Raw genomic sequence first — 12,660 nt, 5'->3', positions numbered from 1 at the left:
TTATTATTCATAGTAAGGCTCCTTTCGTAATGTGGCTCTGATTTGGGTTTTTCTTTCTTAGTAACAGTCTACCAAATTAACCCACGACTTTACGATTAAGGAGCCAGTTTTGTTCATAGTAGCTATTAGTAGGAAAATCAGCCAAATTTGGGGTAGGAATGACAAATAGCGGAATGAGGATCCGAACCCAAGCTTAAAATGATGGATTTCAAGGAAATAGCGGAATGAGGATCCGCCAAAGTCCCAAGCGGACCCAATTCCACTAGGGACAAAAATGTATGCTAATTATTTCTATTATTAGCATGTCCCCGGTAAGTAAGTCATTAAAAAAATCTTACTTTTTCAATCTTATAATAGACAACCCAATTTTTATAACTGCAAATCCTATCATAACTCCGATTGTATTTAATATAAGATCATCAACATCAAAACTTCTTGAGAGAACCTTTAATAAAGATAGAATAAGCTGTGTTACTTCAATAGTAAAAGATGTTCCAATACCTATTAGAAACATCTTTGTGAAACTGATTTTTCTGTTTGTTAGTACAAGTAATATTCCCATTGGAACAAAAACAGCAGTATTCCCAACCAGATTAACAGAAGCGACAGATATTCCCCCTTGGGAGAATAAAAATAAATAATTTTCTATCGTGTTAAATGGAATGAGGTTTATGCCTACCCAATCACTTCGAGTAGCATCTGTAGAAGGGAACACTGTAAGATAAAGCAAACTTTCCATATAAATAATCCACAAACTGTAAATGAATTCGTGGTATAGGGAAATTTTTCGATTCGTTTTTTTAGAGACTATGAACCTTATAAAAATGAAAATGACCAGGGATAGGAGAATAAAGGATACCGGTAAAGCGTTTATATAATGCATCGAACATTCCCCCTATCAACTAATGCTAGTATTATAGCATATGATTAAATGCTATAAAGTTTTTTTAGGAAATCATTGAAAGTTCATAATTTCATCGACCAGGCTTTACTTTATTTGCTATAATTATAATAACATCTGAAATGGTAAGGAGGGGTGAAATGACATTAACGTTTTACTGGTATCCAAATTGCGGAACCTGTAAGAAGGCGAAAAAATGGTTAGAAGATAATGAAATCGATTATACTAGCATACATATTGTGAACGACCCACCATCAAAAGAAGAACTTCTAAACATGATTTCAAATAGTGGTTTACCTGCTAAAAAATTTTTCAATACCAGTGGGAAGAAATATCGTGAATTAAATATTAAGGATCAAATCAAGGATGCGAGTCTTGATGAAATGGCTGAAATTTTGGCATCTGATGGTATGCTAATGAAGCGACCAATTACAACCGATGGAAAAAAGGTCACTGTTGGATTTAAGGAAGAATCCTTCAATGAAAATTGGCTTTAATAAAAGTAAAAATGCTAGAATAAAGTGTAAATACCTAGTATAGTAATATATATTTAATTAATTAACGGAGGGATTTAAATGAGCTTACCAAAAGACTTATTATATTCAGAAGAACACGAATGGATAAAAAAAGAAGGCGATAAAGTACGTATTGGTATTACAGAATTTGCTCAATCTGAATTAGGCGATATCGTATTTGTTGAACTCCCTGAAGCAGGAGAAGAGGTTGAAGCAGATGAGCCATTCGGCAGCGTTGAATCTGTAAAAACGGTTTCCGAATTATATGCCCCAATTAGCGGAAAAGTTGTTGAAATCAACGAAGAATTAGAGGATAGCCCTGAATATGTTAATGAATCACCATATGAAAAAGCATGGATGGTTGTATTGGAGCCATCTGACGATTCAGAGCTAAATAATCTACTATCTGCTGAACAATATCAGGAAATAATTGAGGAAGATTAATCCTGTTAATAAGACTGACTGTACACTGTAATCTGGTAAAGTCGGTCTTTTTTTTAGTTGTTTTCAAAAGGATCTTTAACTATTCCAACTGCCTGGTTAGAGGCTATACTGAATACTACGAATCGATCACCCCTAGTCTGTGTAGCATTCTATATCAATCGTCAATTGCAACAGTCATTTAATTAAATAACCTTTTTTCATTTTCATACTTAATAATATAGTTTGGGCATAAACTACCTATACGAGTCAATTTGATTTAGTCATTATTTATCGATTAATGTTACGAACTAATGTGTTATCGTTCGTAAATTCATAGCAGTCTTTGAATGGAACTTAAAACGTCTACCTGCATATGAAATAACAGGGCTGGCATATTTACAAGTAATTTGGAATTACTGCTTTATTTTGAGTAATGAAGGACTCTATACAGAGATTCAACTAATTATTGGATGTGAATTGAAATAAGTAGTAAAATTAATGATTAATGCATTCAGAGAATTAAATGTAAGGAGTGCATGTAATGATGACAAATGAAGTAGAAAAAGTTATCATTGTTGAGGGACTAACTGATAAAAAACAGGTCAAACGGGTGATAACAGATAATGTTGAAGTGATTTGTACGAATGGGACACTCGGTGTTGAACGATTTGATGAGCTGTTGGAAACGTATGATTTGGATAATAGGGATGTTTATATTTTAGTTGATGAGGATAGTTCAGGGATAAAACTGCGCAAACAGTTAACGCGTGAGCTACCACATGCTGAGCACATTTATGTGAGCAGCGAGTATCGTGAAGTGGCAACAACTCCCGAAAACATACTTGCAACTGCCTTGATAGGCAAGCGAATCGAGGTTAATCCCATATTCTTGATTTAGGGTGGTAGTATTGCAACAGATTAATGAGGAACAATTAGGACAAGAGCATTATTTATTATATATTTATACACCATTTTGTGGGACATGTGCATTGGCAAAATCGATGCTGGATAAGATTGAATCGGTTCATAAACAGGATATTTTTCATAGCATGAATGCCTCGCTGCACCCGGAGTTTATGCAGGATAATGAAATTGAAAGTGTACCATGCTTATTAATAAAGGATGGTAACGAGATCAAAGAAAAAATCTACGCATTTAAATCAATTGCCAATATATATAGCTACCTAACGGACTACGAACCATCTTTATTTTCAGATGAATAATTTTATTGACACATGCTAATATGCGTGCTATTATCTAGATTATCGAATTTCAATTAAATAGTTTATATCTCTTATCTTGAGCGGTGGAGGGGCTGGCCCTATGAAACCGCGGCAACCTCAAATGTTTTTTATTTGAAAGGTGCCAACTCCTGCAAAGCAACTGCTTTGACAGATAAGGGAACGTAAAGACTACATATATTACGTCTTTCTGTTCTCTTACAGAAAGGCGTTTTTCTTATTTAGTAGGGCATAATAGTGGATGACAAAGGAGGAATACTTGTGATTTCAATAGAGGGTTTAAGTAAAGTCTTTAAATCAAATAAAAGCAACATTACAGCAGTGGAAGATTTAACCCTTGATATAAACGAAGGAGAAATTTTTGGTGTCATTGGGTATAGTGGTGCTGGAAAAAGCACATTTGTAAGATTATTAAATCGGCTTGAAGAACCAACAGGTGGGAAAATAGTAATTGATCAGCAGGAAGTGACTGCATTAAATTCAAAACAGCTTCGGTTAGCACGTCAGGAAATAGGCATGATTTTTCAACATTTTAATCTATTGTGGTCACGGACCGTTAAAGATAATATTGCATTTCCATTGGAGATTGCAGGCGTGTCAAAAAAAGAGCGTGATGAACGTGTTCAGGAGTTAATTGAATTGGTCGGCCTTACAGGAAGAGAAAGTGCTTATCCTTCTCAGTTAAGTGGCGGTCAGAAACAGCGTGTTGGTATAGCGAGGTCACTAGCGAATAATCCTAAAGTATTACTGTGTGATGAAGCAACATCAGCACTCGATCCGGAAACAACCAATGCGATATTGGATTTGTTAGTGGATATCAATCAAAAGCTTGGTTTAACGGTTATTCTGATCACCCATGAAATGCATGTGATTCGCAAAATATGTAATCAGGTTGCAGTAATGGAAGAAGGTAAGATCGTTGAGCAAGGTGATGTGCTGGATGTATTTTTACAGCCGAAGAAATCTGTTACGAAGAAATTTGTTGAACAGGTGATGGGTACGAACGAAGAAGATGATGGTGTAGCCCATTTAATTGATACCTATGACAGTGGTAAAATTATCCGTCTCCATTTTGTTGGTGAAACAACAAACCAGGCATTAATTAGTCAAGTCGCCAAAAGATTTGCAATTGATATCAACATATTGCAGGGAAAAATCACTCAAACGCAACGTGGTGCTTATGGAACACTATTTGTACAGGTTGATGGCGAGTTGAGTGAAATTGATAAAGGAATAAACTTTATAACAAATGAGACCTCAGTGGAAGTGGAGGTGGTTCGCGATGCTAACTAATCTTTTCCCAAATTTGAATATGGAGGATTTATGGGTTGCTACTTACGAAACCTTTTACATGACCATCCTTTCATTATTTGGAACGTTTATCTTAGGTATACTGTTGGGATTACTGCTTTACCTGACAATGAGAGGGGGGATTTGGCAAAATAAATTTCTGAATTTAATTGTGGCATCAATCGTAAACGTATTCCGAGCGATTCCATTTATTATTTTAATATTACTTTTGTTCCCCTTTACTGACTTTTTGATTGGGACTATACGGGGGCCGAATGCAGCTTTACCAGCGTTGATCATTGGTGCTGCGCCATTCTACGGAAGACTTGTAGAGATTGCACTGAAGGAAGTCGATAAAGGCGTAGTCGAAGCAGCGAAATCAATGGGCGCAAAGACACGTACAATTATTTTTCGTGTGTTATTACCAGAGTCAATGCCCGCACTTGTCTCAGGGCTTACTGTAACTGCTATTGCCTTAATTGGCTATACGGCAATGGCAGGAGTTATAGGCGCTGGTGGTCTTGGGAATTATGCATACTTTTTTGGTTTCCAGCGGCGAATGTTTGATGTTGTGTTTATTTGTACTATATTTATCGTAATTATTGTATTTATTTTTCAATTCATTGGAGACTTTATTACTAACAAATTAGATAAAAGATAAGGGAGAGAATTTAAATGAAAAAGATTTTGGCATTTGTATCTATATTTTTTGTATTAGTATTAGCAGCTTGTGGCGGGAGTAATTCCGGTTCAGGGGGAGATAATGTTATTAAAGTTGGCGCATCCAGTACTCCACACGCACAGATCTTGGAGAAAGCTAAACCTATTCTTGAGGAAAAAGGAATCACTTTAAAAATTGAAGAGTACACTGACTATGTTTTACCAAATGAAGACCTTTCAAATGGAGAAATTGATGCGAACTACTTCCAGCACATTCCTTACTTAAACAAGCAAATTGCAGATATTGGCTATGATTTTACACATATTGGTGGAATTCATATTGAACCATTCGGAATATACTCCAAAACAATTGAAAGCGTTGATGAAGTACCTGAAGGAACCGAAGTGCTTATGAGCCGTTCTGTCGCTGATCATGGACGAGTACTTTCCTTGTTGGAAAAAGAAGGGCTTATTAAACTCTCTGAAAAAGTGGACAAGGTAGAAGCTACTACAGAAGATATTGTCGAGAACCCAAAAAACTTAAAGTTTTCCTATGATTATGATGCAGCATTCTTACCAGAGCTGTATGATTCAGAAGAAAACACATTAGTGGCTATAAATACAAATTACGCAATTGGAGCAGACCTAAATCCATTAGAGGATGCATTAATTCTGGAAGGTGAAGAATCTCCATATGTAAATGTTATAGCGGTAAAGAAAGAAAATAAAGACAATGAAGCATTAAATACATTGGTTGACGTATTGCATACGGAAAAAATTCAGAGCTATATAAAAGAAGAATTTGAAGGTGCAGTAGTTCCGGTTAACGGAGCACCGAGTAAGTAACTAATTTAGCGAATTTCAAGGAATTAATAGTATATGGAAGGTATTCGATCTATATTTAAAGGTAAACCTGCTATCCATTTTCAACACTTCCATACTTTATTCATTAAGATTATATACGTTTAAATGCACTTTGTAGCGGTTATCGTCCTTGTGGTATTCTTAATATTGTAATCAATTCGAAAGGATGGTTCACTATTTTTAGTGGGATTAAGATGAGTTATACTCCGGAGATGGAGAAGGGAATGCAGCAAACACATAAGATGTGCTACGCTGAGTATGAAAGAAAATTAGAAAACCGCATTGCAGTTGAAAAGCGACGACAGAAAGAGTATGAACAATGTAAACACATGGTAGCTGAAATTGATAGTCACATTCATAATTAATAAATAATCATGGTGCTGGTACCCTGGGATGGGTACCAGCGTTTTTGTTTGCAGTGAAGTCTTACTGTAGAAGTAAGTGTACTAAGCCTATACGGGAGTTTGTGGAAGTAATAATGTAGAAAAGTCCTGATAACGATAAAGCATTTTTTTAACCGTCAGTAGGACAATACCAGAAATAAGTTAATGGTATGCAGAAAGTACATTCTCAGTTATTGCATATAATATAAAGAAAATTTATGATTTTTCTCAAAAAAAAACGTTCCTATAATCAGTTAACATCTACGTTGGCTTATTCATGTGAATGAGTTGATAATAAATTCGAAATGCTTTAAGATTATAATGAGAATAAATTGAGAATGGATGTAATATCCATTTGAAAAAATAAGCACAATAATAGTAATTGGAGGTATCGACATGGCAGGATCAACGCTAGAAATTAAAAATCTTCATGTTTCAATTGAAGGTAACGAGATATTAAAAGGTGTAAACCTTACGATAAAGGGTGGCGAGTTCCACGCAGTAATGGGACCAAATGGTACTGGAAAATCAACACTTGCATCAGCAATTATGGGTCACCCGAAATTTGAAATCACTGAAGGAAGTGTACATCTTGACGGTGAGGACGTATTGGAAATGGAAGTGGATGAGCGCGCACGTGCAGGGCTATTTCTTGGAATGCAATATCCTAGTGAAATCAGTGGTGTAACAACATCTGATTTTCTTCGTTCATCTATAAATGCTCGCCGTGAAGAAGGCGATGAAATTTCTCTAATGAAATTCATTAAGGAAATGGATAATGCCTTAGACCATCTAGAAATCGACAAAAACATGGCACAGCGCTATTTAAATGAAGGATTCTCAGGTGGGGAGAAGAAACGTAATGAGATTCTTCAGCTAATGCTTATTAAGCCTGAAATTGCGATTTTAGACGAAATTGATTCAGGATTGGATATTGATGCATTAAAAGTAGTGTCCAAAGGAATTAATAAACTACGTGACGATAATTTTGGTTGCTTGATCATTACACACTATCAGCGTTTACTTAATTATATTACACCAGACCAAGTGCATGTTATGATGCAAGGCCGTGTTGTTAAATCGGGTGGGCCTGAATTAGCAAAGCGTCTTGAGGCGGAAGGTTATGACTGGATTAAAGAAGAACTTGGTATTGAAGACGTATCAATTGAGCAAAAAGCGTAAAGTTAGGAGGGGTTATATGACTGTTGAAACAAAGTTACCATACGACAAAGATTATATCAGCCAGTTTTCACAAAATAATAATGAACCAGAATGGATGAAATCATTACGTCTTCAAGCTTTGGAACAAGCTGATAATCTTGAGATGCCTAAGCCTGATAAAACGAAGATAGGCAGATGGAATTTCAGTAAATTTAAACATGAGGCAGCTCAAGGTGAGAAGATTTCATCATTAGGTGATCTACCAGTGGATATACAGGACTTTATTGATAAAGAAAATACACAGAAAAACCTGGTCATACAGCGCAATCACACGGTTGCATATGCTTCCCTCAATGAAGAACTGAAAAATAAGGGTGTTATATTTACTGATATCTTTACGGCGCTACGTGAGCATGAAGACTTGGTTAAACGTTATTATATGAAGGATGCAGTTTCTGTTGATGAGCATCGTCTAACTGCACTTCACGCAGCATTGATGAACGGCGGCGTATTTGTATATGTTCCTAAAAATGTACAGCTGGAAGAACCATTACAGGTGATTTTTTGGCAGGAAGACCCTGAAGCAGCAATGTTTAATCATGTATTGGTTGTTGCTGATGATAATAGTTCATTAACATATGTTGAGAATTATGTATCACAAAATAAAGAAGAAGAAACAGTAGCAAACATTGTTACGGAAGTTGTTGCGCATAACAATGCACAAATTTCATTTGGTGCGGTTGACAATTTTGCTGCTGGAACAACTTCGTATATTAATCGCCGAGGTGTTGCTTATCGCGATGCCAAAATTGATTGGGCACTGGGTCAAATGAATGATGGGAATACTGTTTCAGAAAATGTTACACACTTAGTTGGTGACAATTCTGAATCAAATGCGAAAACTGTGTCAGTTGGTCGTGGAAAACAAACACAGAATTTCACAGCAAAAATTGTCCACTTTGGCAAGCAGTCAGAAGGACATATTTTACAGCACGGTGTTATGAAAGATAGTGCAACATCTATATTTAATGGTATTGGGAAAATTGAACATGGTGCATCAAAATCAAATGCTGAACAGGAATCACGCGTCTTAATGCTAAGTGAAAAAGCACGCGGGGATGCTAACCCAATTCTTCTTATTGATGAAGATGATGTAACAGCAGGTCACGCAGCCTCTGTTGGCCGTGTTGATCCACTTCAATTGTATTATTTGATGAGCCGCGGGATTACACAAAAAGAGGCAGAACGTTTAATCATTCATGGTTTCCTAGCGCCAGTTGTTAATCAACTGCCAATTGCTTCAGTTAAGGAACAGTTAACGCAAGTAATTGAAAGGAAGGTATACTAATGGATGTAAACGCCATACGGCAGCAATTCCCGATATTAAATCAGGAAGTGAATGGCCATCCTTTAGTATATTTAGATTCATCTGCAACATCACAAAAACCATTGCAAGTAATAGAAGCCGTCGATGCATATTATCGACAGGATAACTCAAATGTGCATCGCGGTGTTCATACACTGGGTACTCGGGCTACTGACAAATATGAAGGTGCTCGTGAAAAGGTACGACGCTTTATTAATGCGAATAGTACTGCAGAAGTTATTTTTACACGTGGTACAACGACATCAATCAACACAGTTGCCTATAGCTATGCGCGTGCCAATTTGAAAGCTGGAGACGAAATTGTAATCACTCCAATGGAACACCACAGTAATATTATACCGTGGCAGCAAGCAGCTAAAGCTACAGGTGCAACATTAAAATATATACCATTACAGGCTAATGGGACGTTTACATTGGACGATGTACGTGAGACAATAACAGATAATACAAAAGTAGTTGCTGTTACACATGTATCCAATGTACTTGGAACAGTTAACCCAGTTAAGGAAGTTGCACAAATTGCTCATCAAAATGGTGCAGTTATTGTAATCGACGGTGCTCAGGGTGCACCACATATGAAGATTGACGTAAAAGAAATGGATTGTGACTTTTACGCATTCTCAGGTCATAAAATGTGTGGACCAACTGGTATTGGGGTATTGTATGGTAAGAAAGAACTTCTTGAAGAAATGGAGCCAGTGGAATTCGGTGGAGAAATGATAGATTTTGTTAATCTCTACGATTCAACATGGAAAGAATTGCCTTGGAAGTTTGAAGGTGGTACGCCTATTATAGCTGGTGCAATCGGGTTAGGTGCAGCAATCGACTTTTTGAATGATGTTGGGTTAGAAAATATTACAGCACATGAACAAAAGTTAGCTGATTATGCACTCGAAAACTTACGAAAAATTGATGGAATTTCCATATATGGCCCTGAAAAACGTGCAGCATTAGTTACATTCAACTTAGATGATGTTCATCCACATGATACTGCCACAGTTCTTGATTCAGAAGGTGTAGCTGTTCGTGCGGGACATCATTGTGCACAGCCGCTAATGAAATGGCTTGATGTAGTAGCCACAGCACGTGCAAGTTTTTATTTATACAATACAGAAGAAGATATTGATCGCTTAGTCGATGGACTTTTGAAAACAAAGGAGTATTTTGGTGATGTCTTTTAACAACCTTGATACATTATATAGACAGGTAATCATGGATCACTATAAGAATCCAAGAAACAGGGGCGCAGTTGAAGGTGACGCGCTAACTGTTGATATGAATAACCCAACATGTGGTGATCGGATTCAGCTTCAATTACAAGTAGAAAATGGAGTTGTTCAGGATGCCAAGTTTGATGGTGAAGGTTGTTCAATCAGTATGTCATCTGCATCCATGATGACACAAGCTGTTAAAGGAAAAAAACTTGATGACGCATTGAAAATGTCGAAAGCTTTTTCACAAATGATGCTTGGTGAAGAGATGGATGATTTAGGTGACACAGATTTTGGTGATATCGAAGCATTACAAGGTGTTTCCAAATTTCCAGCACGAATCAAATGTGCAACCCTTGCTTGGAAGGCTATGGAAAAAGGTGTTCAAGAATAGTAGGTAGCTAATGGATGATGGAGATAATGCCGATTATTACGCAAATGTCGTATCAGTATCGGTACTAGTACGTCCCAAAACACCTAAAGGAGGTTTTTTACATGGCAAAACAAATGCCAGAAATGGAAGAGTATAAATATGGCTTTCATGATAAAGACGTTTCGGTTTTCCGCTCTGGAAAAGGACTTACGCAAGAGGTAGTTGAAGAAATCTCAAGAATGAAAGATGAACCTCAATGGATGCTGGATTATCGTCTGAAGGCATTGAATCAGTTCTATAAGATGCCAATGCCGCAATGGGGTGGAGATCTTTCTGAATTGAATTTTGATGAGATTATCTACTACGTTAAGCCATCCGAAAAAACGGAAAAATCATGGGATGAGGTACCTGATGAGATTAAACAAACGTTTGATAAGTTAGGTATTCCAGAAGCAGAACAAAAGTATCTAGCTGGTGTATCCGCACAGTATGAATCTGAAGTAGTATACCACAGCTTAAAACAGGATTTGTCAGATATGGGTATCGTATTTAAGGATACGGATACTGCACTCAAGGAAAATGAAGATCTTTTCAGACAATATTTCGGAAAAGTTATTCCGGCTTCAGACAATAAATTTTCTGCCTTAAACTCAGCTGTATGGTCTGGCGGATCATTCATTTATGTTCCAAAGGGCGTGCAAACAACAACACCACTACAAGCATATTTTCGCATAAATTCGGAAAATATGGGACAGTTCGAACGTACACTCATCATCGCTGATGAAGGTTCATCTGTACACTATGTTGAAGGTTGTACAGCACCGGTTTATACAACGAATTCACTGCACAGTGCTGTCGTTGAAATCTTTGTTCATAAAGATGCATATTGCCGTTACACAACAATCCAAAACTGGGCAAATAACGTTTATAACTTGGTTACTAAACGTGCAACTGCGGATGAAAATGCAACAATGGAATGGATTGATGGTAACATTGGGTCTAAATTAACAATGAAGTACCCATCTATCATATTAAAAGGTGAAGGCGCACGTGGTAATACACTTTCAATTGCGATTGCCGGTCGTGGACAGCATCAGGATGCGGGTGCTAAAATGCATCACCTTGCACCAAATACTTCTTCCACAATCGTTTCGAAGTCAATTTCAAAACAAGGTGGTAAAGTATCATATCGCGGTATTGTTAATTTTGGACGTAAAGCATCCGGTTCACGTTCTAACATTGAGTGTGATACGTTAATTATGGATAACGAATCAACATCAGATACAATTCCATATAACGAAATTAATAATGACAATATTTCCTTGGAACACGAAGCAAAAGTTTCTAAAGTTTCTGAAGAGCAACTGTTCTACCTTATGAGTAGAGGACTTGGTGAAGAAGAAGCTACTGAAATGATTGTAATGGGCTTTATTGAGCCATTTACAAAAGAGCTTCCAATGGAATATGCCGTAGAAATGAACCGCCTAATCAAATTCGAAATGGAAGGTTCAATCGGCTAAACTGACGAAAGCCTTGATATGACAATGTCATATCAAGGCTTTATTAGCAGATAAGAAACCACCATAGCTGTTGAATGCACAGCCACCATCTAATATGAAAATTATTTTTCATATAACAGAATTTGAGGTTAGCGGACACCAAGGACCTTATTTCACACAAATACAGTCAAATAACCATGAAATATGTATAATAAGGGCTTCTGTGTCCGGATAACTTCGAGAAGGTCACTTTTATATAGAAATAGCGTCTGCTGTGTCCGCTAAAATCAAGTTATCGAGGTATTTTCATACAAAATACTTTCTTACTGCATAAGTCAACTAAGCTTGGCGATAAGCCCAATTTATTAATCAACGTGAATTCGTGGTATAATAATTTTAGAAAAAACATATTAGATTAAAAACCGTCCCATGCAGCATACATGGAATGGTTCCAATAGACTATCCCCATCAAAAGGGGTAGGCACAATTTAAGGAATATAATCCCTCAATTAGCCTGCAAAAGCACATGAGGGATTATTTTTGCAGTTTAAGAAAGTACAAATGCTTTCTTACTGCATAAGTACAACTAAGGCTTTCGCCATTAAAGCTTGGCGATAAGCCAAGTTTTCTAATATGGTTATTGTCCGACATAATAAACGCGATCAACATCCCGAAAGATATCATTAACGTTAATACCGCATCAACACCCATACGCAACACCTCCTTTTCAGGAAGTTTCCTGAAAAGATAAG

The 12,660-nt window shown here is 36.8% G+C and carries 16 protein-coding genes and 1 riboswitch; of the genes, 14 read left to right on the top strand and 2 right to left on the bottom strand.

Annotation, left to right across the window (positions count from 1 at the left end):
- Window positions 1-334 precede the first annotated feature (334 nt).
- Entirely contained in the window at window positions 335-739 is a 405-nt protein-coding gene (locus tag ACTWQM_RS18625; protein ID WP_443259660.1) for a VanZ family protein, read from the bottom strand.
- A gap of 302 nt (window positions 740-1,041) precedes the next feature.
- Here ACTWQM_RS18625 and ACTWQM_RS18620 point away from each other — a divergent pair, with 302 nt between their 5' ends.
- The 14 genes from ACTWQM_RS18620 (at window position 1,042) to sufB (ending at window position 11,929) form a co-directional block, all read left to right on the top strand.
- Window positions 1,042-1,398, top strand: a complete 357-nt coding sequence (locus tag ACTWQM_RS18620; protein ID WP_443259659.1) for an arsenate reductase family protein — start codon at window positions 1,042-1,044, stop codon at window positions 1,396-1,398.
- Window positions 1,399-1,476: 78 nt separating this feature from the next.
- Window positions 1,477-1,860 (top strand): glycine cleavage system protein GcvH, encoded by a 384-nt coding sequence (gene gcvH / locus ACTWQM_RS18615; RefSeq protein WP_443259658.1) that lies wholly within the window; start codon window positions 1,477-1,479, stop codon window positions 1,858-1,860.
- A gap of 523 nt (window positions 1,861-2,383) precedes the next feature.
- Window positions 2,384-2,737: a toprim domain-containing protein gene (locus ACTWQM_RS18610; protein WP_443259665.1), complete on the top strand. Its 354-nt coding sequence runs from the start codon at window positions 2,384-2,386 to the stop codon at window positions 2,735-2,737.
- Between the two features lie 10 nt (window positions 2,738-2,747).
- Window positions 2,748-3,062 carry a thioredoxin family protein gene (locus tag ACTWQM_RS18605; protein ID WP_443259657.1) on the top strand — a complete coding sequence of 105 codons (315 nt, stop codon included), beginning with the start codon at window positions 2,748-2,750 and terminating at the stop codon, window positions 3,060-3,062.
- 68 nt (window positions 3,063-3,130) lie between these two features.
- Window positions 3,131-3,241, top strand: a riboswitch (SAM riboswitch).
- Between the two features lie 100 nt (window positions 3,242-3,341).
- Window positions 3,342-4,373, top strand: a complete 1,032-nt coding sequence (locus ACTWQM_RS18600; RefSeq protein ID WP_443259656.1) for a methionine ABC transporter ATP-binding protein — start codon at window positions 3,342-3,344, stop codon at window positions 4,371-4,373.
- A complete protein-coding gene (locus tag ACTWQM_RS18595; RefSeq protein WP_443259655.1) occupies window positions 4,363-5,031 on the top strand; it encodes a methionine ABC transporter permease in 669 nt (222 codons plus the stop codon). The genes ACTWQM_RS18600 and ACTWQM_RS18595 overlap by 11 nt, the downstream gene beginning before the upstream one ends.
- Before the next feature lie 14 nt (window positions 5,032-5,045).
- Window positions 5,046-5,876: a MetQ/NlpA family ABC transporter substrate-binding protein gene (locus tag ACTWQM_RS18590; RefSeq protein ID WP_443259654.1), complete on the top strand. Its 831-nt coding sequence runs from the start codon at window positions 5,046-5,048 to the stop codon at window positions 5,874-5,876.
- Window positions 5,877-6,088: 212 nt separating this feature from the next.
- Window positions 6,089-6,259 carry a hypothetical protein gene (locus ACTWQM_RS18585; RefSeq protein WP_443259653.1) on the top strand — a complete coding sequence of 57 codons (171 nt, stop codon included), beginning with the start codon at window positions 6,089-6,091 and terminating at the stop codon, window positions 6,257-6,259.
- Between the two features lie 414 nt (window positions 6,260-6,673).
- On the top strand, window positions 6,674-7,459 hold the full coding sequence (gene sufC, locus ACTWQM_RS18580) for a Fe-S cluster assembly ATPase SufC (RefSeq protein WP_443259652.1): 786 nt from the start codon (window positions 6,674-6,676) through the stop codon (window positions 7,457-7,459).
- Between the two features lie 16 nt (window positions 7,460-7,475).
- The gene (gene sufD / locus ACTWQM_RS18575) at window positions 7,476-8,786 is read left to right on the top strand and encodes a Fe-S cluster assembly protein SufD (protein WP_443259651.1); all 1,311 of its coding nucleotides are present in this window, start codon (window positions 7,476-7,478) and stop codon (window positions 8,784-8,786) included.
- On the top strand, window positions 8,786-10,006 hold the full coding sequence (locus tag ACTWQM_RS18570) for a cysteine desulfurase (protein ID WP_443259650.1): 1,221 nt from the start codon (window positions 8,786-8,788) through the stop codon (window positions 10,004-10,006). The genes sufD and ACTWQM_RS18570 overlap by 1 nt, the downstream gene beginning before the upstream one ends.
- Window positions 9,996-10,430, top strand: coding sequence for a Fe-S cluster assembly sulfur transfer protein SufU (gene sufU, locus ACTWQM_RS18565; protein ID WP_443259649.1), 435 nt, complete (start codon window positions 9,996-9,998; stop codon window positions 10,428-10,430). Before ACTWQM_RS18570 ends, sufU begins: the two co-directional genes overlap by 11 nt.
- Before the next feature lie 10 nt (window positions 10,431-10,440).
- On the top strand, window positions 10,441-10,566 hold the full coding sequence (locus ACTWQM_RS18560; RefSeq protein WP_443259648.1) for a hypothetical protein: 126 nt from the start codon (window positions 10,441-10,443) through the stop codon (window positions 10,564-10,566).
- Window positions 10,532-11,929, top strand: coding sequence for a Fe-S cluster assembly protein SufB (gene sufB / locus ACTWQM_RS18555; protein WP_443259647.1), 1,398 nt, complete (start codon window positions 10,532-10,534; stop codon window positions 11,927-11,929). Before ACTWQM_RS18560 ends, sufB begins: the two co-directional genes overlap by 35 nt.
- A gap of 513 nt (window positions 11,930-12,442) precedes the next feature.
- Here sufB and ACTWQM_RS18550 read toward each other — a convergent pair.
- A complete protein-coding gene (locus ACTWQM_RS18550; RefSeq protein WP_443259646.1) occupies window positions 12,443-12,619 on the bottom strand; it encodes a hypothetical protein in 177 nt (58 codons plus the stop codon).
- Window positions 12,620-12,660: the final 41 nt, after the last annotated feature.

It is taken from the genome of Virgibacillus sp. L01, assembly GCF_052246775.1.
In the GTDB taxonomy this organism is placed as follows: Bacteria; Bacillota; Bacilli; order Bacillales; family Amphibacillaceae; genus Lentibacillus.
This window is presented reverse-complemented; position numbering and strand designations above follow the sequence as displayed.

Excerpts from the sequence above, each read along its gene's own strand:
- ACTWQM_RS18560 (WP_443259648.1), top strand. The coding sequence starts at position 10,441 with ATGGATGATGGAGATAATGCCGATTATTACGCAAATGTCGTATCAGTA.
- gcvH (WP_443259658.1), top strand. The coding sequence starts at position 1,477 with ATGAGCTTACCAAAAGACTTATTATATTCAGAAGAACACGAATGGATA.
- sufB (WP_443259647.1), top strand. The coding sequence starts at position 10,532 with ATGGCAAAACAAATGCCAGAAATGGAAGAGTATAAATATGGCTTTCAT.
- ACTWQM_RS18625 (WP_443259660.1), bottom strand. The coding sequence starts at position 739 with ATGGAAAGTTTGCTTTATCTTACAGTGTTCCCTTCTACAGATGCTACT.
- ACTWQM_RS18550 (WP_443259646.1), bottom strand. The coding sequence starts at position 12,619 with ATGGGTGTTGATGCGGTATTAACGTTAATGATATCTTTCGGGATGTTG.
- ACTWQM_RS18595 (WP_443259655.1), top strand. The coding sequence starts at position 4,363 with ATGCTAACTAATCTTTTCCCAAATTTGAATATGGAGGATTTATGGGTT.
- sufC (WP_443259652.1), top strand. The coding sequence starts at position 6,674 with ATGGCAGGATCAACGCTAGAAATTAAAAATCTTCATGTTTCAATTGAA.
- ACTWQM_RS18590 (WP_443259654.1), top strand. The coding sequence starts at position 5,046 with ATGAAAAAGATTTTGGCATTTGTATCTATATTTTTTGTATTAGTATTA.
- ACTWQM_RS18620 (WP_443259659.1), top strand. The coding sequence starts at position 1,042 with ATGACATTAACGTTTTACTGGTATCCAAATTGCGGAACCTGTAAGAAG.
- ACTWQM_RS18570 (WP_443259650.1), top strand. The coding sequence starts at position 8,786 with ATGGATGTAAACGCCATACGGCAGCAATTCCCGATATTAAATCAGGAA.
- sufD (WP_443259651.1), top strand. The coding sequence starts at position 7,476 with ATGACTGTTGAAACAAAGTTACCATACGACAAAGATTATATCAGCCAG.
- ACTWQM_RS18585 (WP_443259653.1), top strand. The coding sequence starts at position 6,089 with ATGAGTTATACTCCGGAGATGGAGAAGGGAATGCAGCAAACACATAAG.
- ACTWQM_RS18610 (WP_443259665.1), top strand. The coding sequence starts at position 2,384 with ATGACAAATGAAGTAGAAAAAGTTATCATTGTTGAGGGACTAACTGAT.
- sufU (WP_443259649.1), top strand. The coding sequence starts at position 9,996 with ATGTCTTTTAACAACCTTGATACATTATATAGACAGGTAATCATGGAT.